Origin of the sequence: Flavobacterium aquicola (genome assembly GCF_003385115.1) — a bacterium.
Classification (GTDB): Bacteria; Bacteroidota; Bacteroidia; order Flavobacteriales; family Flavobacteriaceae; genus Flavobacterium; species Flavobacterium aquicola.
In genome coordinates, this window is the sequence record NZ_QUNI01000017.1 from 1,830 (window position 1) to 25,762 (window position 23,933).

Below are 23,933 nucleotides of genomic sequence, written 5' to 3' on the forward strand. Positions count from 1 at the left end.
CTAACAGCTACTACAACGGATTTGGGCAATAGGCTTAATGGAAAAATGGTTTTGTATTTGAATGATTTGGCAAATCCGAAGAATGAGCTTAATTTAGTCCCAAACCCGCTGTAGTACCAGAACGTTATGCACAATTTTAAAAAAATATGGAACTAACAAACATACCTGAATTCAAGTGCAAAAAATGCTTGAAAAATTTTGAAATCGAAATCGATGACTTTGAAACAGACACATATTCATACGAAAGAAGTATGGGGAACGAAAACCAATATAATTGGAACTATATTGGTAATTGCCCACATTGCGACAATGATTTAGAAATTTCATTTGATGCATATGAATACCCTGTTGGAATGCTAAATTATGAAGATTCGGAGCTTACAGGATGTGAATTTATTATAAAACCAATATTTAATGTTCACAATGAAGACTTTGAAACAGATATTTAATATTTATACATTGATTGTAGTAGTTGTATACTCCACTTTATTACATTTATACTTTAACCATTTTGACAGTTCGAAATTCTCAGATGACAACGGTAAATGGGGAACTTTCGGAGACTTCTTTGGCGGAACACTTAGCCCAATTATTGGTATTTTTTCGATATACTTGACTTATAAAATCATCTATAAGCAAAGTGAAGAAAGTGATCAAAATGAATTTAAAAATATGTTTCAAATTTTATTTCAGTCTCTTCCTGAAGAAAAAAAGGAAATCACAATTAACAAACTGACTGGAGATAAAGCAATTTTGAAACTGAATAATGACATTGAACTTTACTACACGATGGCTTCTGAGGAAGACACAAATGTTCCAAAAAATTATCAGAAAAATATTGAAAATGCCTTTTGGAGTATTCACGGAGATGCTAAAGATTCGTTCGGTCCTTTCATGAAAAACTTGCATAACATGCTTAAATTCATTGATTCATATTGTGCAGAAAATAGAAAAAAAGACTATGCAGATTTATTGAGAGCGCAGTTTAATACACATGAATTGTTATTTATATTTTACAACTCTGTAGGTAGCACTAAACACATAGAATTTAAACGTCGCTTAAAAAAGTTTGATTTCTTAAAAGACATAAAGGATGACGATGATATCGATTCAAATTTGAGAATTCTGTTTAATGAGAACTCTTCAAAAAAAACTAAAACCTTTTCATTCTGTAATTACCATATCACAATTACAGAAAAAAACTGTGCATAACAGCCGTTACACGAGATTTGGGCATTAGGCTGAATTTAAAAATGGTTTTGTACTTGGAAAATTTGTGTCTAACCGAAAAAACCTCGCGTCTTTCATCCCAAACCCGCTGTAGTACCAAGACGTTATGCGACATTTAATCCAAAAACAACTATAAAATTAACAATTCAAAAAATGTATACACCAGAAGAAGATTTATTAATTCAATCATATTTTACAATTGCTTTTCTTTCAGAACTTCAAAACAATAATTTTTTAAACAGTGAGGCATATAAAGAAATGCCATTTCAAGATTCTTTCATAAAAGAGCATCTACCCTCAATTGGGATAGGTAATCGAGGCGCATTAGTACAATCTCTTTATTCTATGCTTGTACTACCAAAAGAGTTGATATCTGATAAATTTCCAGCAGAATTTTCAGCTTTAAATGATATTCTTGAATCTCTGCATTCACAAATCACTACAACTTATACTTCTGATAATCCAAAAGTTGATTTTGTTAGACATATTCGAAATTCAGTTGCTCACGGAAAAGTAAATTTTGAAAATGATCTAGTAGTATTCAATGATCAAAATAAAAGAACTGGAGAAACCTGTGAAATTAAAATTACACTCACAAATTTTGGACAATTTATGAGTGAACTGCAAAAGATTTTCTTTGCGTTTGTAGAATCTATCAAAAATAAAAAATAAACGTCGCATAACAGCCACTACAACGGATTTGGGCATTTGGCTTAATGGAAAAATGGTTTTGTATTTGGGATGATTTGGCAAATCCGAAAATAGGGCTTAATTTAATCCCAAACCCGCTGTAGTGCCAGAACGTTATGTGCAAGCTTAGACAGACATTGATAGACGTGTTTTAGTTTATGATTTTTTTGAATTTAAAAACAATTGGTATAACCTAACTAATCCAAAAGCAATCAGGCTAAAACAAATAACTTCAACAATATCAAATTTATCTATTAAAGCTGTAGGGATTTTAATATCGGTAGTTGTTGGACCGCTATTAGTTATTATACTGTGGGAAAAATATAAAATTGAACTTTTAAACATTTGGAATACATTTTTTAAATAATATTTCTGACTTCAAAGCGGTGCAGAAGCGAAACCGAAAAATTGAGTAAATAAAAAACCGAAGGCATAACAGCCACTACAACGGATTTGGGCATTTGGCTTAATGGAATAATGGTCTTGTATTTGGATGATTTGGCAAATCCGAAGAATGGGCTTGATTTAATCCCAAACCCGCTGTAGTGCCAGAACGTTATGGGAGATTTTACAGCCAATTCGTGCCGAATTGACGCTTTCATTTTCAATAGAAATCAAAGCAGAAACGTAAAAAACAGAACGCAGACAGAACGCCAAATTTGAAAAATTGGAATCTGCCAAACTTACGCTGAAATTAGAAACGTGAAAATTGAAGCCGAATAACAAAAACGTGAAAAACCAATCTGCCAAACTTACGCCGAAAAGCAAAAGCGTGAAAAGCAGAAACGTGAAAATTGGGATCGATAAGCAGAAGCGTGAAAAACTAATCTATCAAACTTGACGTTCGAAACATAAAATCAATTTTCGCTTCAATTGGCCACAATTGAATTTTATTAAACTGTACTGCCGAACTAAAACGGAAAAGCAAAAGACTGAAAAACGAAACTTAAAAGTTGGAATGGAAGTGCTAAAAATAAGATCGTGCTAAAGAAAAAACCTCCCATAACCGCTACTACAACGGATTTGGGCAATTCGCTTAATGGAAATATGGTTTTGTATTTGGATGATTTGGCAAATCCGAAGAATGGGCTTAATTTAGTCCCAAACTCGCTGTAGTACCAGAACGTTATCTGTCATTCTATAAAAAACAAGACGTAACAAAAATTACTATCTTTGAAAACCAATTTTAAAAAAATGACAGAAGAAAAAAGAATTGAAATACTAAATAATGCTAAAGACTTTTTCAGAAGTGAAATTGTAACTAGCCATATTGAAGGAGCTTGTAAACGAGCAAGTAAATTATCTGAATATAATGTAAATCCTTTTTTATTCAAATATTTAGCAAATTTTCTAACTGGAAATGATAATGCTGAAAGCATAGCAAGAGCTTTAGTTTTACCGAGAATTCTAGGCTCATCAATTAACACATCATTCGGAATGAAAATCCAAAAACTAATAGGACAATTATTCCAAGGATTAGGTTCAACGACAACAGGAATTGATATTGAATTCATTGATGCTATAGATGGACGCAGAAAATATTGTCAACTAAAAGCCGGCCCAAATACAATTAATCACGATGATGTAGTGACCGTTATTAATCACTTCAATGGTGTTAGAAATTTAGCAAGAACAAATAACTTAAATGTTGGAATAGATGATATGATAGTTGGAGTTATTTACGGTGAAGAAGCTGAATTAAGTTCACATTATAAGAAAATATCTAATTCATTTCCTGTAATAATAGGAAAAGAATTTTGGTATAGACTTACAGGGAAAGAGGATTTTTACTTTGACTTGATTGATGCAATTGGAGACGTAGCATTAGAAGTTGATGGAAGTCATATTGTAGAAGAAACCATTTCAAATCTAGCGTTAGAAATTCAAGCAAAATATTTTGAGTAAAATAGAAATCTATGATTTCTGTTTTACTTTATAATAATCATTTAAAAACTTGATAATCGAATAACCAACTTCACGACCTAAATTTACAGGAACAGCATTTCCAATTTGTTTGTATTGTTGAGCCATTGGTCCTGAAAATTGCCAATCATCTGGAAAAGTTTGTATTCTAGCATATTCACGCACTGTAAACGGACGAGTTTCGTCTGGGTGGCATCTTTCAGTTTGTTTTTGGGCTGGACTACAAGTTAAAGTTAAGCAGGGTTCATCCCACCCTATTCTTCTTGCCATACCAGTTTTTCCACCACCTAAATAAAAACTTGCGCCCATAAAATCCTTCTGAATATCTATTGGTAAATCTCTCCAATATCCTTTAGGGGGAACTAGATCTAAAACACTTTTTTTACTTTCGGGATATTTTGCTCCACTAGACTTATGCACATTAGACTCAAACAGTTCTCCTTTTTTGAGTGCATCTGAAAGATTATATATTTTTTTATAAGGCTTTGGATATTCATATTTTAAATTAATATCTTTCCTAATTCCAACTAAAATAAGACGTTCTCTTTTTTGTGGAACTTTATAATTTATAGCCTTTAAGACTTGTACAGGAACAACATTATAACCAATTTCATCCAAAATAGAAATCATACCTTGTAAAGTTTTTCCATTATCGTGGTTCAATAATCCTTTAACATTTTCTCCGATACAAATTGGCGGATTTACTTCTTTGATAACACGTGCAAATTCATAAAACAAAGTTCCTCGAGCATCTTCAAATCCTAATCTTTTACCAGCATAACTAAATGCTTGACAAGGAAATCCTCCAGTAACAACATCCACCTGATTGTAATATTCAGAAAAAATGAAATTCTTTATATCTCCTTCCAGAACATTCCATTTTGGTCGATTATTTCTTAAAGTTGCACAAGCGTGTTTATCAATTTCATTCAAAGCAACACATTTCAATCCTGCTTTTTCCATTCCAACGGCCAAACCACCAGCACCAGCAAATAACTCCAAAACTTTGTATTCATTTTCAGACTCGACAAAATTGGAAATTGTTTCTCGGACATCTGTCTGAAGAAAATCAGCAAATAAAGTCTCAACATCATTTTTTCTATAAACTCTATAATTACTCATAGGTTCACGAACTGCAGAAAGTTTTCCTTCTTCATCCCAACGACGAAGTGTTTTTGTGCTCTTATTAAGTAACTTTGCTGTTTCTGAAATAGTTAAATATTCACTCATAACCAAATTATACAACATTAGACATTGGTTACAAATATAATGGAAAATATTTCAAACTTCCAAAACAAAAATGAGAAAAAAAAAGAACGACAGATAACAGCCACTACAACGGATTTGGGCATTGGGATTAATGGAAAGATGGTTTTGTATTTGGATGATTTGGCAAATCCGAAAATAGGGCTTAATTTAGTCCCAAACCCGCTGTAGTGCCAGAACGTTACCAGCTATATTAAAAAGAACCTGCGAAATGATTGAGACATATCCAAATCCTTGGAACTTTGATTACACTGACAAAACATTTGTTTCTGCAAACAGTTTATATAAAATTGTTTATTCCGAATTAAACGAAATAGCAATGGGTGCTCCACTTGTCGGAAAATGTTTTATTGAAATGACTGACAATCTGAAAATAAAAATCCACGATTCGTGTGGCGGACCGCCAGCTTGGGAAACAAGTGGACAATTATTAGCTATTCCAATATGGACTAGAAAATTTTGGAAAGGAACTGTTCAACAAATTGGCATAGTCAATTTAAAAACAAAAGAGCTAAAAATATATTCAAAAACTTTCAATGTACTTGATTTTCGCTCTTTTGACAAAACATTTATTTATGGTTACGACAGTCCAATACACAAAAGGAAAACTTTAGTTTTTGATATTGAAAAAGAAAAAATAGAAACAATAATAAAATTGTAGAAAATACAGCTGGTAACAGCTACTACAACGGATTTGGGCAATAGGCTTAATGGAAAAATGGTTTTGTATTTGAATGATTTGGCAAATCCGAAGAATGAGCTTAATTTAGTCCCAAACCCGCTGTAGTACCAGAACGTTATGCACAATGCCACCAAAACTAACTAAATACAAATTAATGAGATATTTTCTAATACTTCTATTTTTAATGACTTCCTGTAAAGAATCTTCTAATTCAAAATTTGAGAATATAAAATCTTTACCCAACAGAGATTATGAAGTTGCTCTAAAATTTATAAACGATTATAACAAAGATTTTTTTAGTCCACATTCAGAGAGTTTAGAATGGCTTTCGAAAAATAAAACTATCACACAAAACTTATTGCAACGATACAAACAAATGTTAGATTCTGCGAAAATCGCTGACCCAGAATTAGGGTTGGATTTTGACCCAATTATTAACGGGCAGGATTCTGATGAACAAGGTTTTGAAATAAAGAAAATAGATTCTATACTTGGCTATGTAACAGTAAGCGGAAAATCTGCTCCCAATTTTGAAATAGTATTAAAAGTAATAGAAAAAAATGGTGTTACTTTAGTTGATGGTTCAGGAGTAATCAATATTCCAAAATCTAAACGGCCTAAATATTAAAGCACTGTGCATAACAGCTACTACAACGGATTTGGGCAATTGGTTTAATGGAAAGATGGTTTTGTATTTGAATGATTTGGCAAATCCGAAGAATGGGCTTAATTTAGTCCCAAACCCGCTGTAGTACCAGAACGTTATAAGCAAGCTTCAAACCAATTGCATCTAAATCACAAATGGAAACAAATAACGAATATGCAATTTTAGAAAGAATTCTGTCTGAAATAATAGCATTTTATTTCAGCAAAGAATCTATAGAAAGTTATGTTGGTTATGAAACCAGAGAACGGATAGGAACTGTAAACGGAATGCAAGTAATCATTTATTCCAACGACCACAATCCACCACACTTTCACGTTAAAACAAACGATAATCGCGTAAATGCAAAATTCAAAATTGAAAATGGTGAGTTTTTAAGCGGAGAAATAAGTACAAAAGACTTAAAACGAATTGAATTGTTTTATAACGATATTAAAACAAAAATTTTGATGGAAAAAATTTGGTCTAAAAAGAATATTCAGAAATAAAAAGAAAAAAATGTACGCAGATTTTGAATATGGAATGAAAGTTTCATTAGATGGAGAATTCGGAATTATAATTAAATCCGAATTAGACAAACCAAATTTTTACGGTAGGATTTGTTGGGATACCGACAAAGAATTAGATTTTGAAGATTGGCATGGATTGTTTGGTTCTTTTATAAATCAAGGCGGAGAAATAGTTTCAGAAAATTATCATTTTAGATTTATAAACGATGATGGAAGTAAAAAAGCCTGCTTATAACAGCTACTACAACGGATTTGGGCAATTGGCTTAATGGAATGATGGTTTTGTATTTGGATAATTTGGCAAATCCGAAGAATGGGCTTAATTTAGTCCCAAACCCGCTGTAGTGCCAGAACGTTGTGCATCACTTTCGAGCGACAGAGAACCTAAATAAATGAAAAAAATAACAACAATAATATTATTAATATTCTCATTTAATTTTTGCATCGCACAAAATGCAAAAATTAGAATCCAATATCATACGGAAAAAAGTATAAAATCTGAAACTTTTGATAGTTTAGTATTTATTGTTAATGGAGAAAAACTGAATTTAATAAATCTTGAAATTAAAAATATAAAGTTAAATCAAAATGGATTTGATAAATTAAGTTACTACTACAAGGGAAAAGAAAATATTGTAGTAACAGAAATGAGTTGCAAATTTAAACCAAATCATTCATATAAAATTATGCCGTGTTTGTGTTGTGAAGATTTTATGATAGTTGCAGATAGCGTGCCTAAAAGAGGAAGTGTAAGATTTATTAATAATACTAATAGAAAATTAATAGGTATAAGATCTGAATTCAATTTAGATACAATTAACAAAAAATCTAAAACAAAGTATCTACCATCAGATATTTCAATGAATTGTGGTTTTAGACCGTTTTTTATAGAAATTACAGAATTTAAATACGCAAACCCAAAATTTGATTATAATGAGGATAATACAGAAGAACAAAATCAAATATTAAATAAAGAACAGGATTCACTTTGGATAGCGAAAGAACCATTTCTTTTTTTACACGGAGAAAAAATAACAGCAATTTATGATGATAAAAAACGTAAAATCATCTTGAAATTTGACGGATATTTAACTGATTTAGAATACAAATAAAAAAAGCGAACGCACAACAGAAGTTACATGAGATTTGGGTTTCGGTCATTAACTGAAAGTTGGTTTTGTGTTTTAAAGTTCAGGCTTTAACCGAAAGTTTAGGCTTGCTTTTTCCCAAACCTCGTGTAGCTGCGAAACGTTGGCAGTAATTGTAAAAAAACGAATTCTAATGAAATTAACACTTGTAAATAAACCATTTCTCATCGTTTTTGTCTTGTCAATTTTATTACATTCTTGTCAGAAAGAAGAAAAACAAAAGAAAATTAAAGAATCTGAAGTTCATTCTTGTGCAAAAGAATTACAACCACCGCCACCAATAGAAAATAGAATTTTATCATCAGCGAAACTCGAAATAAATGAGGAAAAGAGAAAATATTTTGTTACTGTAAATTTAGTTGCTGATAAATTAGTAGATTTTAACGGAAAAGACCAACAGCTTTATAAAATTGAAACAACAAACAAAAATAGGACAAGAAAACTTTATTTCGCTCTTCCAATAGATTACAATAAATATTGGAATGAATTAAAAATATTCTCTGATAAAGAAAATAAGATTTTAGAAATTGGTTTTAAAGAAAAGGAAGTTTCAAAAACATTATATAAACTTTACGGATATAAATATGACAATGAAGATTTCGGAAATGGTCTTATTGAGATAAAATCAAATTTTGAAAAGAATCAATATAGAATAATCGACTAGCCAAAACAACTACTGCCAACAGCCACTACAACGGATTTGGGCAATTGGCTTAATGGAAAGATGGTTTTGTATTTGGCATAATTTGGCAAATCCGAAGAATGGGCTTAATTTAGTCCCAAACCCGCTGTAGTACCAAGACGTTGGCAGACATATTATGAAGAAACTACAAAAAACAACATTCATCTTCTTAGTTATTCTTTTTGCAAATTGTAAAAAGAGCGATTGTGATATTGAATTTAACAAACATGTTTTAACGGAAATTTTGCCAAGCATAATAGACTCAACTTGTGTCGATATAAGAATATTTTCAAATCCACCTCCACCATATGGAAAAATGCTTTTTGATAAAGAAGGGAGATTTACGAAAATTGATTCAACAAAAGCAACAGCTAAAGAAATTCAAAGATTAAAAGATTGGAAAAAAGATATTGCTGAAATAAAAAAAGATACGTCTAAAGTTATCATAGCTTTTGATCCCAAAATTTCTCCATACGAAAAAGAATATGAATTGATTGTTATTAAAGATTTTCCAAATGATACTTTGAAAAAACTGATAGCTAATAAAACAAAAGAATACCTTCTAAATTACAAAAGTATAAGATTGAATGGTAAATTCATGCTAAAAGATATAAACGAATTTGATAGAGAAAATATTTTTGAGAGAAAATATAAATTTAATTTTTCAGGAATATTAAGGGTTTCGGGAATTAAATTTGATAAAAAATGTGAAAGCGGAATTCTTGATGTTGGATTTACTTGTGGAAGACTATGTGGTTATGGAAATAAAATCTTTATCAAAAAGGTAAAGAATAAATGGAAAATAATTAAAATGGAAGGAACTTGGATGTCATAGAAATACGCCTGCCAACAGCTACTACAACGGATTTGGGCAATAGGCTTAATGGAAAGATGGTTTTGTATTTGGATAATTTGGCAAATCCGAAGAATGGGCTTAATTTAGTCCCAAACCTCGTGTAGCGCCAGGACGTTGTATGCAAGTTCTGAAAAACCGAATCTAAAATGAAATTAAAATATCTAATCTTTTGTTTTTCTTCAATCTGTTTTTCTCAAAACAAACATTTGGGTATATATAATGATGCCTCCGGAAATAAAATTGAACTATTTGAAAATAATAAATTCAGACATACTTGGCAATTTGATTTATCAGCAAGTTGGACTACTGGAAAGTGGTCAATATCGAACGACACTTTAAAGCTTGAAGCTGTAAAAGTCTATGATACTTTAAATGTCTTTGACAAGAAAAACAATAGATATAAAGATAGTTTAGTTTTAGCAGAAGACGAGATTCCTAAACGAATAAACGAAACTCAAAATGCAATCAAATCATTATCTTCTGGTGGACAAAACAGAGTTTTACCTAATACCCTTTTTTTTCTTAAAAAGAATAAATTAATTATTATCAAAGCTGATGGAAAATTGCAAACAGAAAAAATAAAAGGATTTTTTGGCAATAAAACATATAATACTTGGTACCGAAAACGAGACGAATAAACCTGCATACAACAGCCACTACAACGGATTTGGGCAATTGGCTTAATAGAAAAATGGTCTTGTATTTGGGATATTTGGCAAATCCGAAGAATGGGCTTAATTTAGTCCCAAACCCGCTGTAGTGCCAGAACGTTACCGGTAATTTTAACACATACAGCTTAAAACAGAATCAATAAAATGAAAAACTTAATAATCATTATTTTACTGTTTAATAGCTTGTGTTCATTTGGACAAAACCACCTTGCAAAATCTAAATTGTTAAAATCAAAACATATCAAAATTGATAGTATAGAAGTTCAAGTTTCCATTTACGAATACGGCGAAATTGTGACTGAAAGTTATTTTGAAAAAAGCAAAAGCAAATTAAGTGTTGCTTATTTAAAATTTGCAAAGTCATCTTATAAAATTTCGACACGGGAAAATAGTTTAATGCCTGAAGATTTTTGGCGCACAAATGAATTTGACTTTGAAAATGGAAAAGTTTTAAACGGAAAAGAAAGATTTCACTTTAGTGGAAAAATGAGTGGAATCTTTGGGAAAACTGATAAAGAATACAGAGAAAGCTTTAATAAATCTTTAAATTCTGAATTCGTTGAAAAGTATGTGGTTGAGTTGTTTGAGAAAATAAAAAACTACCGGTAACAGCCATTGCAACGGATTTGGGCAATTGGCTTAATGGAAAGATGGTTTTGTATTTGAATGATTTGGCAAATTCGAAGAATGGACTTAATTTAGTCCCAAACCCGCTGTAGTGCCAGAACGTTATGGGCTATGTTAGCAGAAAACAGAAGAGACATTATTTAAAAACCAGAAAATCCATAAATGAAAATATATTCAGCAATACAAATCGGAGATTATCATCAAAATAATTGTGAAGACCATTTGTATATTGGAGAATATGGAAAAAATAAAATTCTTTGCGCAGTAATGGATGGTTGCACAACTGCATTGGAAAGTCATTTCGCTTCAACTCTAGTTGGAAAAATTCTAAAGAAAATTTGCATTGAAAAAGGTTATATAGAATTTGTTGAACAAAATGATTTGCAACTCAATGTTGAAGAAAACTTAAAAACAATTCTCCGAGATTTATTAAATGAGCTCAAAATTGTGAAAAACCAATTAATGCTTGACTCAAAAGAATTATTGACAACCTTAATAATATTGTTGTTTGACAAGAATAATGAACAAGGAATAATATTAGCAATTGGAGACGGATTTGTTAATCTTAATGGCGAAATAACTGAATTTGAACAAGACAATAAACCCGATTATTTAGGTTTTCATTTATCCGAGGATTTTGAGACATTTTATAATTCTCAAAAACAGAAAATTGAATTTAATAAAATAACAGACTTAAGTATTTCAACTGACGGAATATTTGCTTTTGAGAAATTAGCACCGAGTAAATCTAAAGAAGAAATTAATGTAATTGAGTTTTTAACAACCGAAAAAACTAATTCTGAAAAAGATGAAATGCTTAATCTAAAACTAAAGATATTAGAAAATGAATTTGGATTGAAACCGACTGATGATTTTTCTATAATTAGAATAACGGAGTAAAAAACACAGCCCATAACAGCTACTACAACGGATTTGGGCAATAGGCATAATGGAAAGATGTTTTTGTATTTGGATGATTTACTTCGTCTGTTCGCTATCGCTCGAGTGGCAAATCCGTAGAATGGGCTTAATTTAGTCCCAAACCCGATGTAGTGCCAGAACGTTGTGTGCTATTTTCGAGCAACTGAAACTAAAAAAAATGAAACAAATTATTTACATATCATTTTTACTGTACTCGATTTTGACTTTTGGGCAAATTGGAGACCCAACTCCAAATTTTGATAGCGAGACATTCACAAAACCTGAACCGCCTGGTGGCAAATGGGATTTTTCTAAGAAACCCTATAAAAAAATAATAAATTCAGAAAATAGTAAATGTATTGATGAATTTGATTCCATAGGAAGGCATACCAAAAGAAGTGTTTTTTGGAACCACGTTACCGAAATGGACATTATAAAATATAAAGGTGATCAGGTTGTAGAGCGTACGCATAAACAAATCTATAATTTTGATAAAAACGGAAAAAAAATAAATCTGGATTATATCTTAACATATAAATTAAATATAAACGACAAGGGAAAAATAATAGATGGCAAAACTTTCAAATTAACAAAAGACAGCATATATAAAATAGTCGGATATCAATATTATGATAAAAAAAATAGATTGACTAAAAGCATTGATTCAACAGGGCATAAGTATATTTCAAATTTTTATTATTCAGGTAAAAATTTAATCAGAAATGAAGAAATAAATCAAATTGATGCAAAGACAAAAGCCATTGTCGACAGAACTTACAAATACAATAAAGACAACCAAATTGTTTTGTTTGAATCAATTCGTAGTATATTTAAAAACAATATATTAACGGAGAAAAAGTCTTCTCAAACAGTTCAACAGGAATTTAAAAATAATCAATTAGTAAAAAAAGTTTTAAAAAGCAATTCAGAAACTATCGAGAGAAATTACACTTACGATAACAATAGGAACTTAACTATATTCATTGAAACAAAAAAGAATAATTATGATGGTTTGATAAGATCTCAGATGAAAGAAACCAAAAAGTATGAAAACAATCTTTTGGTATATTCTGAAGTACAAGAGGGTTTGGGTAAGCAAGAAGGTAATTTTAGTTTTACATACTATTTCCATTCAGATAAAGAATTGTTAGAAAAAACTGAAACCACTTACGACAAAGGGAATGAACAAGTTAAATACTTTTATAATGGACATAACCATTTGATTAAAACCATTACTACTTATTCCGATGAACCTTCACGATATGAAGTTCTATATGAAATTGAATACTATTAATAAAACAGCACACAAGAGCTACTACAACGGATTTAGGCAATTGACTTAATGGAAAGATGGTTTTGTATTTGGATGATTTGCTTCGCCTGTTCGCTATCGCTCGGGTGGCAAATCCGAAGAATGGGCTTAATTTAGTTTCGAATTCACTTTATTACCAGAACGTTAGCGTTCATTGCAAAAGAGACATCTATAAACAAAGAATTAAAATGGCATATTTAGTAATTGCATATCCAGAGTTAGAAAAAAACGATTTTGACAAAATACAACAGTACCGAGAACTAAATGATAAGTTGTTTTTCAAAGTAATTGCTCCACATTTTACAATTGTTTTTCCAGTTTTTGATAAGGAAGAAACTGAATTTATTGAGGAAGTGAAATTACAAGCGGCAAACATTGAAAGATTTAGTTTTAAAATTAAGTGTTCGACAATAAATAAAGATAGTTTTAGTGACCACTATCATTCATTTTTAGTTCCTGACGAAGGATTTAGCAGTATTGTTAAACTTCACGACAAACTTTATTGCGATAAACTCAAAGATAATTTGAGGCTTGATATAGATTTTATTCCTCATATTGGTATAGGCAATTCTTTGGACAAATATTTATGCAAATCTATGGTTGACGAATGGAATAAAACAGATTTTTTAATTGCAGGAGCTGTTACCAAGTTGACAATTGTCAAATATGAGAATGATGAGATAACGGAAATTGCAAGTATTAATCTTAAATAATAAACAACGAAACGCTGCTTAGCGTCAGTTTATGATAGAACGTAATAGAAAAAAATTAAATTACCACTACATAGAAAATTAATGATGAGACTAAAAATAAAACAGTTAATTAAAAACATAATTTATGATAAATATTTTTAGCGGAAGTTATATTGAAGTAATGAATATCAAAAACCTATTGGAAAGCATAAATATTGAAGTATTTACTCAAAACGAAAATATGGCTAATATTGAACCTTGGGCAGTAAGTTCCGGCGGATTTAATCCAGTAATTCTAAAAGTTAATGATGAAGATTTTGATAAAGCAAAAAAAATAATTGAGGATTACGAAAACGGAAATCTAAATATTGAAGTTGAGGAAACTGAAAAGGAATAAAAACTGAAGGGTTACGGGGTCCGAAGGTAGAAGTGAATGTAGAAACATACTAAAAATCAAACAAACGAAAATGAAACGAATTCATTCAATTGATATAGTAAGAGGCATTGTGATGATAATAATGGCATTAGATCACGTTAGAGATCTAATGCATATAGATTCAATTACACAGAGCCCAACAGATTTTACAACGACTACACCCATACTATTTTTTACAAGATGGATTACCCATCTATGTGCCCCGATTTTTGTTTTTTTGGCTGGAACATCGGCCTATATGTCGTTAAAAAACAATAATAACATATCACACACAAGGCGAAATCTGTTTAGGAGAGGCTTAGTCTTACTATTGCTTGAATTTACTATTGTCAATTTTGCAATATTTTTCGATGTGGGTTTTCATACACTGTTATTTGAAGTGATTGCCAGTACAGGTTTTGGATTTATTATTTTGAGTTTACTGCTAAAATTATCTTCAAAGCAATTAGGTATTACTGGCTTACTTATCATATTTCTTCATAACCTAACACCGCTTATTCCGTTTGGCGAAACATCAATTCTAAAAGTTATTCTAACACCTCTTTTCAGCCCGGCTGCCATACCTCTTTTTGCAGGGAAAGCATTTGTAGTGGGTTATCCGCCAATTCCGTGGTTAGGTATTATGCTGGTTGGGTTTGCCTGTGGCTCTTATTTTGAAAAGTCAAAAGAGAAAACGGAAAAAATATTTCTAAAAATAGGATTAGGGGCATTGGCATTATTTACAGTAATGCGTTTTATAAATATTTATGGTGATGGATTGCCGTGGACCTCGCAAAGAGATACAGTATTTACTTTTATGTCCTTTATGAACATTAGCAAATATCCGCCATCACTTGTGTTTTGTTTAGTTACACTGGGTATTATGTTTTTATTGCTTGCCTTTTCAGAACGATTGAGCGATAAGTTTAAAAACATACTTTCTGTTTACGGTAAAGTGCCATTGTTTTATTTTATTATACATTTTTATCTGATCCATTTAATCACACTACTGGTTTTAAGCCTCCAAGTTTTTCATTTTTCTCAATTTGAATTTGCATCAGGAACTTTCGGCAGGCCAAAGGGAATAGAAAGCGGATTACCGCTTTGGGCAGTTTATATAATCTGGCTGGCTGTTGTTACAGTGCTTTATAAACCGTGTCAATGGTATGGACAATACAAAGAAACCCATAAAAATTGGTGGTTAAAATATATCTGACAATACAAGAAAAACAATGAATGGATTTGCCTTTTTAAATTCCCCTTATCGGCAATATGTAAACCGTTATAAGCTATATTAACAAACAAAAAACTTAAAGTACATGAAATATTTATTAATTACTTTTTTTGCGTTATCAATTTCTTTTGCGCAATCTCCTAAGAAAATATTGAAAAAACTTGGCGAGGACCCCGTTTTTTTCATTGATAGTATAAATGTAGAAAAAGGTGATTTACAGAGATATGACCCAAACCAAATTAGTTCTGTAACAGTTTATAAAGACAAAGAGGCTATTGCATTGCTTGGAGAAGATGGTAAAGACGGAGTAATTTATATTGAAACTAAAGTTTTTTGTAAAAAAAGATATTGGAAATATTTTGTCTCAAAATCTTCAGAATATAATCAATTCGTGAGCTCATATGAGAATGATATGAATGTTCAATATGTTTTAAATGAAAGAGTGTTAAAAGAAGGATTTGAAGGGGATTTGGCTGCAATTGATGATGTCGTCTTTAAATCGATAAAGCTTATTAGTAAAGAAGAGCTGATAAAAAAATACCAAATTGAAGACAAAGATTATGGTTTTCAAATAATATCGGAAACTCCAAAAGATTTATATCACGGTAATCGCAAATTCTAGAGTATAACTTACAACATGGCTCCGATAAATTTGGGCAATAGATTTGATGGCAAAAAATAGTTTTGTATTTGGGAAGATTTGCTTTGTCTGTTCGTTATCTCGTGTAGCAAATCAGGAATTTTTAAGGTTCTAATATCCATCAATTCTAAGCGATTCTAAAACTCTATTAAAATCAAATTAAAAATGAAAAGAATAACCGTATTCTGTGGTTCCAGTTCAGGAACCGAAGAAATTTATACCTCACAGGCAGTTTTGTTAGGACAAACATTAGCCAAACGAAATATCGAATTGGTCTATGGCGGAGCCAATGTTGGACTTATGGGCGCCGTTGCCGATGGGGTTCTAAACGCTGGCGGAAAAGCAATTGGGATACTGCCCAGCTTTTTGAGGTCAAAAGAAATTGCTCACAAACAGTTAACAGAATTGATTCTGGTAGAAACAATGCACGAACGAAAAACCAAAATGAATGACCTTTGCGACGGCGTAATAGCCTTGCCGGGAGGTTTCGGAACATTGGATGAACTTTTCGAAATGCTTACTTGGGGACAGCTCGGACTTCATCAAAAACCAATTGCGATTTTAAATGTCGATGGTTATTATGACGCTTTAATTACTTTTCTGCAGACAATGACAGACAAAGGTCTTTTGAAAGAATCAAACCAGCAGATGCTTTTGGTAAGCGGTACTATTGATGATCTTTTGGAGAAAATGGAAAATTATACACCACCCACCGTTGGAAAATGGATTGACAACAAGGATGTTTGATATTGAAAATTAGGTAAACAAGAAATATCCTCAGCAAAAATCAATGATTTTCTGTATTTAATAAAAAATTAACTTGTATTTCTTTTTTACATAATCCGCCGTTTTTTGCTGTAATTTCACATAAAATATTTATATTAGATACCTTAAAAATCCAAATAAAATAGTCTAATGAAATCAAAATCAATACTGTTAGTCCTTGTTTTACTTTTGACAAGTTTGAGCAGTCAGGCTCAAAGCAAGCCGGATGTCAAAAATGATTTTAATGTTTCTTTTGAAGAATATAATCTGGCCAACGGACTGCGTGTGATTTTGCACGTAGACAAATCAGATCCTGTGGTTGCAGTGGCACTGACCTGTCATGTAGGTTCTGCAAGAGAAATACCGGGCCGAACTGGTTTTGCCCATTTATTTGAACACTTGCTTTTTTTGGAATCAGAAAATCTTGGAAAAGGAGGTCTGGATAAAATGAGTGCCCAAATTGGCGGATCAGGCGCAAATGGTTCCACCAGCAGAGACCGTACCAACTATTTTCAAACGGTTCCTAACGATGCTCTGGAAAAAATGATTTGGGCCGAGGCTGATAAGCTGGGTTTTTTTATCAATACAGTCACTGATCCTGTTTTGGCCAAAGAAAAACAAGTTGTTAAAAATGAAAAAAGACAATCAAGTGACAACCGGCCATACGGACATAATTTTGCTGTAATCGATAAAAATTTATATCCCGCTAATCATCCTTACAACTGGGAAGTAATTGGTTCCTTAGAAGATTTACAAAGCGCCACTTTAGACGATGTTAAGAATTTCTACAGCAAATGGTATGTGCCAAATAATGTGGTGCTGACAATTGCGGGAGATTTTGATCCTAAGCAGACTAAAATCTGGGTAGAAAAATACTTTGGCGAAATCAAGCGAGGAAATGATATCCCCAAAATTGCCAAACAGGAAGTTATTCTGCCCGAAACCAAAAAATACTATTACGAAGATAATTTTGCCAATTTGCCTCAGCTTACAATTGCGTGGCCAAGTGTTTATGAGTATCATCCGGACAGTTATGCTTTGGAAGTATTGGCTGATTATTTGGCCAGAGGAAAAAAAGCACCTTTGTATCAGTCTTTAGTCGAAAACAAAAAAATAACTGATGAGGTTTCATTGTATCAGTACAATTCGGAAATCGCGGGACAATATATGCTTACTGTCAGAGCTTTCGAAAATACAGATCTAAATCTTGTTTTAGAGGGAATAGAAGAAGGTTTTGCTAAATTTGAGAAAGAGGGTATTTCTCAGCAAGATCTGGACCGCATTAAAGCCAAACAGGAAACCATTTTTTATTCTGGTTTATCGAGTGCTTTAGGCAAAGGTTTTCAATTAGCACAATATGTTATTTATACAGGTTCTCCAAGTTACATTAACCAGGATATCAAAAACATTCAAGGTGTAACGACAGAAGATGTAATGCGTGTTTATCAAAAATACATTAAAGGGAAAAATTTTGTTGCTTCGAGTTTTGTTCCAAAAGGCCAAGCTAATTTAATACTCAAAAATTCTGTTTTGGCAGATATAGTTGAAGAAAAAATTATTGACGGTAACGAAGAAACTTTTGATGCCAGTATAGCCGCAAATTATTCAAAAACACCTTCTGCATTCGACCGCAGCAAAGAGCCTCCTTATGGAAAAGATCCTGTTGTAAAAACACCAGATGTTTGGAAACAGAAACTGTCGTCTGGTTTGCAGGTTTATGGAATAGAGAATAATGAAGTTCCTTTGGTTTTGTTTCAAACACAGATAAAAGGGAGTTTGCTTCTAGAAAATAATGATAAAATAGGAGTTTCGAATCTTTTGGCAAGTTTAATGATGAAAGGAACGAAAAATAAAACGACTCAAGAACTTGAAAACGCTATTGAAATTTTAGGAGCTACTATTTATATAAATGCCACCGATGATGCTATTGTTATTTCAGGTTTTTCGCTGGCTAAGAATTATGAAAAAACAATTCAATTAGTCGAAGAAATGATAACGCAACCTCGTTGGGACAAAACTGAATTTGATTTGATTAAAGAAAGCATATTAAGCCAGATTAAGCAGCAAAAAGCAGATCCGAACAGCATTGCTGAAAATCAGTTCCGAAAACTAGTTTATGGTCAGAACAGTAAACTTTCGAATGCCTTAATTGGAACAGAAGAAACAGTGAGCACAATTACTATTGATGATTTGAAAAGTTTTTATACTCAAAATTTTTCACCTTCGGCTACCAATTTTCAAATTGTTGGCGCCGTTTCTATGAAGAAAGTATTGGAATCATTAGCTCATTTAAACAAAAATTGGGCAGATAAAAAAGTAATTGTGCCGACTCCAATTATAGCTGAAAAACCTGGTGCATCTGTTGTTTATTTTTATGACGTTCCTGGTGCAAAACAATCTGTGTTACGAATTGGTGCTATTGCTATGGCTGCGGCAGATGCAGACTATCATTTGGCTAATGTTATGAATTATCGTTTTGGAGGAGGTAAATTTGCTTCGCAGCTAATGCAGCAATTAAGAGATAATAAAGGCTATGTTTACCATATTGATTCCAGCTTTGACGGAACAGCGTACAAGGGGCCTTTTTTAATCAATGGCAGTGTGCGTTCGAATATTACTTTTGAAGCCGTACAATTGATTAAAACGATACTGGAGGATTATGGCAAAAATTTTAACACCAATGATTTGGAAATTACTCAAAGTAATTTAATAAAAAGTAATGCAAGAGCTTTTGAAACGCTGGAAGCAAAAATCAATATGCTAAACGAAATATGTAATTACAATTTTCCGAACGATTACGTTAAGAAACAGGAAATGGAAACCAAAAATGTAACTGTTTCTGATATTAAGAAGCTTTCAGAAAAGTATCTTAATGCCAATCAAATGATTTATTTGGTGGTTGGTGATGCAGAAACGCAATTACAAAAATTAGAGCAATTAGGTTTTGGAAAGCCGGTCTTATTAAATCCGAAGCAGTAAACAGCTTTTTAAGCAGTTAGATTAAAAAAAAATGTCTGTATGAAAATCATTTTCGTACAGACATTTTTTTTGGATGAAAACCTGAATAATTGAATCTTATTCAAGTGTATTAAAACATACGCTCAAAACCATCCGTAAACTTACGCATGGTATATTGTTTCGCATAACTGTCATAATAACCCAAAATATAGTAGTTTTTGTAGCGTATAATGCTCGGTAAAGTCACCTCGGGATGCTCTTGCTGAAAACCAGAAATAAAATCAAAAGCAAGAGGCTCCTGATCTTTTTTGACATGCTCCAGTTTTTTATCGAAAACACTTTCGAAATAGACCGTCGCGGGAATATCGCGATACATTAAATCCCCATTGATTTGATTACTGGACAGTGAATTGATAATATCCGCAAATTGGATTGTTCCGGTTCCGCCCATTGTGATCAAAATAGAATTAGGAGTTTTGTAGACTGTCAGTCCTACTTCTAAATACACCAATTGATTCAAAAATTTGGCAGTTGTTTTATATTCTTTCGGTCTTTGTCCTTCCAATTGAAATTTTAAAGGGGAAGTTTTAAAGGCAATGGTATCCGTTTTTGAAACCAGAATAGTCTTGATGGTGTCCATGGTTTTATAATCCTTTATTTCAAACAGCAATTCATCAGCATTAACTTTTAGCTGATATATCTTATTTTCATGATAATAGGAATTGGATAAACTAACGTAATTTTTGGTAGAAGTCTTCGGAAAGTTTTTTTCCTGAATTGCAGCGGTTGCAAGATCAATTTCGAATGCCTGAGTTTCGTTGTCGTTATGGTCAAACGTGAGAAGCAGTCGGTTTTTTAGAACATATAATTTGGTCCTTTGTGTGCCTTTAAATAAAGGATTGAACTGGCTGGTTTCTATTTTTTCGATAGGAAGCGCTTCCAGAATCTGGCTGAATGTGATAGTTTTATCTTTGCTGTTTTTGAATTTAAAAGTACTGAAATCCAGCATTTTTTCTTCTTTTGTACCATTTTTAAAAGCATACAATACTAGTTTATCCTCAAATTCCTTTTTCGCAAGTATATAAAATCCATTGTTTTCCTGAAACTGGGTAATAACAGTCTGATTGAAAAACTCCATGTCATAATCGATAATGGCAGCCGTGGATTTGGCATTCATATCGTATTGTACAGCCAATATTTTTTTTAAATCCTGGCTTGACCAATACAAAGTTGGATTTCCATCGCTATTAAAACTATGTCCTACAATTTGTCTATAGCTGATGTCGGGTCTTGGCAATGAATATTGATTGGACAAAAACAAGGCACTATTGTATTTTAGAATCGTGAGGTTTTCTTTATCGGAAGCAAAAACAAAAAGATCGTGAGTAGCCGTGTTTTCGACATTGACGATTTGTCTGTACTCTTTGGATTTTTTGAGTTCCAAAGGAAAGGTAGCTAGAACCGTTTGGCTAAAAAGGAATGTGCTTTGAAATAGAATTAAAAAAGTGATTATCTTTTTCATATAGTTGTATAAAAATAGCAGGTTGATGTGATAAAATTTGGTTGTTATTGGTTCATTATTCCTTGAAAATAATCCACCATTTGGCCCACATGCATAGCATCCATCAAACCGTGATGCACATGAATAGACATGGACATAGTCCTATTGCCTGTTTCTGACACAATTACCTTGCCAAAAGATATTTTTGGGCAGCTATCTGGGTAAGTCATATTGCGCGCATGGGAAAGCGAGGTAAAATTCAGCCAAGGAATTGCCGAAAAGTGAATGACATTATCATCTTTAAACTCTCTTGTAAACAGCCCAGTTGTGTTTTGAATGCGTTCAATTTCAGTTTTTGCGGTTTGTTCAAAAATCGTATAATCAGGATGAAATTCGATGAGTGAAAATCCAAAAGTACCGTCAGCACGGCTTATGGTTGCCGAGCCGTCAATCCTGTCATGTTTGTAAATATGGGTATTCTCGATACGATATCTGAAGCTTTCAAAAGCATTTACGGCGACCAATGTCTTATGTAAATAATAAATAAAGAATGAAGTGCCAAGAGCTTTGGAATTTTCATAAGCACGAGTACAATCGATGGTTATGTTTACCCCAAAAAAAGGTTCCTGCATTTGTTTAAAGAAAAGAAAATGTTCCTTTCTATTCCAACTATCCAAGTCTAAAAGCGTTTTCATTTTTTAGTATTTAGGGAGTAATCCAAATTTTTTGAGCTGTAAAAGAGAAGTTTGTTTTTAATTAAAAAACCTAGCTAAAATACTAAATAAAAAGCATTCTAACTAGGTTCCAAATATTTTTCAAAAAGCAATTTACAATTCCAATAGCGGTAAAACTTCGGTTATGGTATTTAATGCCTTAAAATTTTTATGTTCTACTTTATGGTCAATTTTTTCGTGTGCCCATGTCGTGTGAAAAGGAATGTGTACGGCGTGTCCGCCAATTGCTAAAACAGGCAATACATCCGATTTTAAGGAATTGCCAATCATAAAAAACTCTTCGGGTTTAATCTCCAGTCGTTTGATCAAATCCAAATAATCAACTTCCTGCTTGTCTGACATTACTTCGATATGGTGAAAATAATGCCCTAAACCCGAGTTATGTAATTTTCGGCGCTGATCCAATAAATCACCTTTTGTGGCTACAATCAATTTATATCTGCCATACAATGATTCCAAAGTTTCTTCAACACCATCCAATAAAACAATTGGTTTTTCGAGCAGTTCTTTTCCATATCGAATGATTTTTTCAATAACTTCTACAGGAATAGTATTGTTCGAAATATTCATTGCCGCCTCAATCATCGAAAGAATATAGCCTTTGATACCGTAGCCATACAATTTGAGATTATCGATTTCAATTTTGAATAATTCCTTCGAAATCCCCTGATGCGACAGATAATCCTCCATCAGACCGCAGAATTTCTTCTCAGTTTCATCAAAGTAGGTTTCGTTTATAAAAAGTGTGTCATCTGCATCAAATGCGATTACTTTTAAATTTGGAATTTTACTTTTGTCTAACATAACTATAAAGATATTTTTGTCTAATGTTGTTCAGTTACAAACTACTTTTCAATTTAGAAAAAAGATTTCAATGAAATTGTTTTATCGTAAAAAGTAATCCGGATTCCGAAAAGTAGAATAATTCCGCCGAAAACCATTTGTAAATTTATTTTTTCTTCTAAAAAAAACCATGCCAAGATGGATGTAATGACTGCCTGACTCAATAAACTCAGTGAAACTCTCGTCGCACGCATGTGCTGTGTTGCATAACTTACGGAAAGCCATGCGCACAATTGGCAGATAAATGCCTGCAGTATCAGTACAAACCAGCCCATATCTGAAAAACCAGTGAAAGGTTCGTTCAAACTATAACATAGAATTCCTAAATAAATGCTCGAAGACGTTAAACTGATGGTCATAAAGGATAAAACATCAACTTTTGAAAGGACATTTTTGCTGACCATTAGATAAATGGAATATAAAACACCTGATAAAACGGCAAATAGGAATGCCTGATTGAAATTCATTTCGACGAAAATTTCAAAACCAACTAAAACCACCATCCCGAATAAAGAAACGATGGTGCCAATCCAGAAATTTGGTGCTGGTTTTGATTTTAGAAACAAAAAAGAACCAATTCCAACCCAAACAGGTGATAAATTAGTAAGTAATGATGCTTGTGTTGCACTCGATTCCTGAATCGCAATGTTCCAAACAGCAACATCCGACGAAAATAATATCCCGCAAAGTGCCGCCAGAAGAGCAAATTTTAAAGAAGGAATTCTGAAGTTTTTGCTGACAATGACATAAGGTAACAGTAATATTAAAGCAAAAAACATTCGGTAAAAGGCCGAAATCAATCCCGGTGTTAACCGTAATTTTACCAATATCGGGAAAATCGAGATGCATAGTATACCGCAGATTAGCGCTATTCTTGGTTTTGTGAGTTTCATTTTATATGCTTAATCTAATAATAGATTCAATTTATTAAGATAGAAAAAAATACTGACTTTGATTTTGTATATTGTTT

General features: G+C 32.2%; 28 protein-coding genes. 22 read left to right on the forward strand and 6 right to left on the reverse strand.

What is annotated here, in order from left to right:
* The first annotated feature begins 146 nt into the window (after nt 1–146).
* The 3 genes from C8P67_RS20085 to C8P67_RS20095 all read left to right on the forward strand — a co-directional run bounded on the left by C8P67_RS20085 (nt 147) and on the right by C8P67_RS20095 (nt 1,902).
* Nucleotides 147–449, forward strand: a complete 303-nt coding sequence (locus C8P67_RS20085; RefSeq protein ID WP_115814983.1) for a hypothetical protein — start codon at nt 147–149, stop codon at nt 447–449.
* Complete coding sequence (locus tag C8P67_RS20090; RefSeq protein WP_211319943.1) at nt 433–1,212, forward strand: putative phage abortive infection protein; 780 nt, start codon at nt 433–435, stop codon at nt 1,210–1,212. The genes C8P67_RS20085 and C8P67_RS20090 overlap by 17 nt, the downstream gene beginning before the upstream one ends.
* 171 nt (nt 1,213–1,383) lie before the next feature.
* Complete coding sequence (locus C8P67_RS20095; RefSeq protein ID WP_115814985.1) at nt 1,384–1,902, forward strand: HEPN family nuclease; 519 nt, start codon at nt 1,384–1,386, stop codon at nt 1,900–1,902.
* Nucleotides 1,903–2,279: 377 nt separating this feature from the next.
* Here C8P67_RS20095 and C8P67_RS20105 read toward each other — a convergent pair whose 3' ends face one another.
* Complete coding sequence (locus tag C8P67_RS20105; protein ID WP_115814987.1) at nt 2,280–2,522, reverse strand: hypothetical protein; 243 nt, start codon at nt 2,520–2,522, stop codon at nt 2,280–2,282.
* A gap of 592 nt (nt 2,523–3,114) precedes the next feature.
* Between C8P67_RS20105 and C8P67_RS20110 the strand changes: the two genes are divergently transcribed.
* The gene (locus C8P67_RS20110) at nt 3,115–3,825 is read left to right on the forward strand and encodes a PmeII family type II restriction endonuclease (RefSeq protein ID WP_115814988.1); all 711 of its coding nucleotides are present in this window, start codon (nt 3,115–3,117) and stop codon (nt 3,823–3,825) included.
* 9 nt (nt 3,826–3,834) lie between these two features.
* On the opposite strand, the gene dcm is transcribed toward C8P67_RS20110, so the two are convergent.
* The gene (dcm, locus tag C8P67_RS20115) at nt 3,835–5,073 is read right to left on the reverse strand and encodes a DNA (cytosine-5-)-methyltransferase (protein WP_115815070.1); all 1,239 of its coding nucleotides are present in this window, start codon (nt 5,071–5,073) and stop codon (nt 3,835–3,837) included.
* A gap of 39 nt (nt 5,074–5,112) precedes the next feature.
* On the opposite strand from dcm, the gene C8P67_RS22220 reads away from it, so the two are divergent.
* From C8P67_RS22220 to C8P67_RS20200, 18 genes are all read left to right on the forward strand, one after another.
* Entirely contained in the window at nt 5,113–5,280 is a 168-nt protein-coding gene (locus C8P67_RS22220; protein ID WP_170141499.1) for a hypothetical protein, read from the forward strand.
* 40 nt (nt 5,281–5,320) lie between these two features.
* Nucleotides 5,321–5,770 (forward strand): hypothetical protein, encoded by a 450-nt coding sequence (locus tag C8P67_RS20120; RefSeq protein ID WP_115814989.1) that lies wholly within the window; start codon nt 5,321–5,323, stop codon nt 5,768–5,770.
* Nucleotides 5,771–5,945: 175 nt separating this feature from the next.
* The gene (locus C8P67_RS20125; protein WP_147298264.1) at nt 5,946–6,419 is read left to right on the forward strand and encodes a hypothetical protein; all 474 of its coding nucleotides are present in this window, start codon (nt 5,946–5,948) and stop codon (nt 6,417–6,419) included.
* A gap of 173 nt (nt 6,420–6,592) precedes the next feature.
* The gene (locus tag C8P67_RS20130) at nt 6,593–6,943 is read left to right on the forward strand and encodes a DUF4160 domain-containing protein (protein ID WP_115814991.1); all 351 of its coding nucleotides are present in this window, start codon (nt 6,593–6,595) and stop codon (nt 6,941–6,943) included.
* 10 nt (nt 6,944–6,953) lie between these two features.
* Nucleotides 6,954–7,199 (forward strand): hypothetical protein, encoded by a 246-nt coding sequence (locus C8P67_RS20135; RefSeq protein ID WP_115814992.1) that lies wholly within the window; start codon nt 6,954–6,956, stop codon nt 7,197–7,199.
* 157 nt (nt 7,200–7,356) lie between these two features.
* Entirely contained in the window at nt 7,357–8,076 is a 720-nt protein-coding gene (locus tag C8P67_RS20140) for a hypothetical protein (protein WP_115814993.1), read from the forward strand.
* A gap of 169 nt (nt 8,077–8,245) precedes the next feature.
* Nucleotides 8,246–8,776: a hypothetical protein gene (locus C8P67_RS20145; protein WP_115814994.1), complete on the forward strand. Its 531-nt coding sequence runs from the start codon at nt 8,246–8,248 to the stop codon at nt 8,774–8,776.
* 154 nt (nt 8,777–8,930) lie between these two features.
* On the forward strand, nt 8,931–9,629 hold the full coding sequence (locus C8P67_RS20150; RefSeq protein WP_115814995.1) for a hypothetical protein: 699 nt from the start codon (nt 8,931–8,933) through the stop codon (nt 9,627–9,629).
* 167 nt (nt 9,630–9,796) lie between these two features.
* A complete protein-coding gene (locus C8P67_RS20155) occupies nt 9,797–10,288 on the forward strand; it encodes a hypothetical protein (RefSeq protein WP_115814996.1) in 492 nt (163 codons plus the stop codon).
* A 255-nt stretch (nt 10,289–10,543) separates the two neighbouring features.
* Nucleotides 10,544–10,930, forward strand: coding sequence for a hypothetical protein (locus C8P67_RS20160; RefSeq protein WP_147298265.1), 387 nt, complete (start codon nt 10,544–10,546; stop codon nt 10,928–10,930).
* Nucleotides 10,931–11,110: 180 nt separating this feature from the next.
* A complete protein-coding gene (locus tag C8P67_RS20165; RefSeq protein WP_115814998.1) occupies nt 11,111–11,848 on the forward strand; it encodes a protein phosphatase 2C domain-containing protein in 738 nt (245 codons plus the stop codon).
* Between the two features lie 199 nt (nt 11,849–12,047).
* On the forward strand, nt 12,048–13,163 hold the full coding sequence (locus tag C8P67_RS20170; protein ID WP_115814999.1) for a hypothetical protein: 1,116 nt from the start codon (nt 12,048–12,050) through the stop codon (nt 13,161–13,163).
* 206 nt (nt 13,164–13,369) lie between these two features.
* Nucleotides 13,370–13,894: a 2'-5' RNA ligase family protein gene (locus tag C8P67_RS20175; protein ID WP_170141500.1), complete on the forward strand. Its 525-nt coding sequence runs from the start codon at nt 13,370–13,372 to the stop codon at nt 13,892–13,894.
* Nucleotides 13,895–14,018: 124 nt separating this feature from the next.
* Nucleotides 14,019–14,270, forward strand: coding sequence for a putative signal transducing protein (locus tag C8P67_RS20180; protein WP_115815001.1), 252 nt, complete (start codon nt 14,019–14,021; stop codon nt 14,268–14,270).
* A gap of 70 nt (nt 14,271–14,340) precedes the next feature.
* Nucleotides 14,341–15,504, forward strand: coding sequence for a DUF1624 domain-containing protein (locus tag C8P67_RS20185; RefSeq protein ID WP_115815002.1), 1,164 nt, complete (start codon nt 14,341–14,343; stop codon nt 15,502–15,504).
* Between the two features lie 103 nt (nt 15,505–15,607).
* Complete coding sequence (locus C8P67_RS20190) at nt 15,608–16,144, forward strand: hypothetical protein (protein ID WP_115815003.1); 537 nt, start codon at nt 15,608–15,610, stop codon at nt 16,142–16,144.
* A gap of 183 nt (nt 16,145–16,327) precedes the next feature.
* Nucleotides 16,328–16,909, forward strand: coding sequence for an LOG family protein (locus C8P67_RS20195; protein ID WP_115815004.1), 582 nt, complete (start codon nt 16,328–16,330; stop codon nt 16,907–16,909).
* A gap of 168 nt (nt 16,910–17,077) precedes the next feature.
* Nucleotides 17,078–19,906 carry a M16 family metallopeptidase gene (locus tag C8P67_RS20200; protein ID WP_115815005.1) on the forward strand — a complete coding sequence of 943 codons (2,829 nt, stop codon included), beginning with the start codon at nt 17,078–17,080 and terminating at the stop codon, nt 19,904–19,906.
* Between the two features lie 109 nt (nt 19,907–20,015).
* On the opposite strand, the gene C8P67_RS20205 is transcribed toward C8P67_RS20200, so the two are convergent.
* The 4 genes from C8P67_RS20205 to C8P67_RS20220 all read right to left on the reverse strand — a co-directional run bounded on the left by C8P67_RS20205 (nt 20,016) and on the right by C8P67_RS20220 (nt 23,856).
* The gene (locus C8P67_RS20205; RefSeq protein WP_115815006.1) at nt 20,016–21,407 is read right to left on the reverse strand and encodes a hypothetical protein; all 1,392 of its coding nucleotides are present in this window, start codon (nt 21,405–21,407) and stop codon (nt 20,016–20,018) included.
* Nucleotides 21,408–21,451: 44 nt separating this feature from the next.
* Nucleotides 21,452–22,081, reverse strand: a complete 630-nt coding sequence (locus C8P67_RS20210) for a chloramphenicol acetyltransferase (protein WP_115815007.1) — start codon at nt 22,079–22,081, stop codon at nt 21,452–21,454.
* 132 nt (nt 22,082–22,213) lie between these two features.
* Nucleotides 22,214–22,924, reverse strand: a complete 711-nt coding sequence (locus C8P67_RS20215; protein WP_115815008.1) for an HAD family hydrolase — start codon at nt 22,922–22,924, stop codon at nt 22,214–22,216.
* A 53-nt stretch (nt 22,925–22,977) separates the two neighbouring features.
* Nucleotides 22,978–23,856, reverse strand: a complete 879-nt coding sequence (locus C8P67_RS20220; RefSeq protein WP_115815009.1) for a DMT family transporter — start codon at nt 23,854–23,856, stop codon at nt 22,978–22,980.
* Nucleotides 23,857–23,933: the final 77 nt, after the last annotated feature.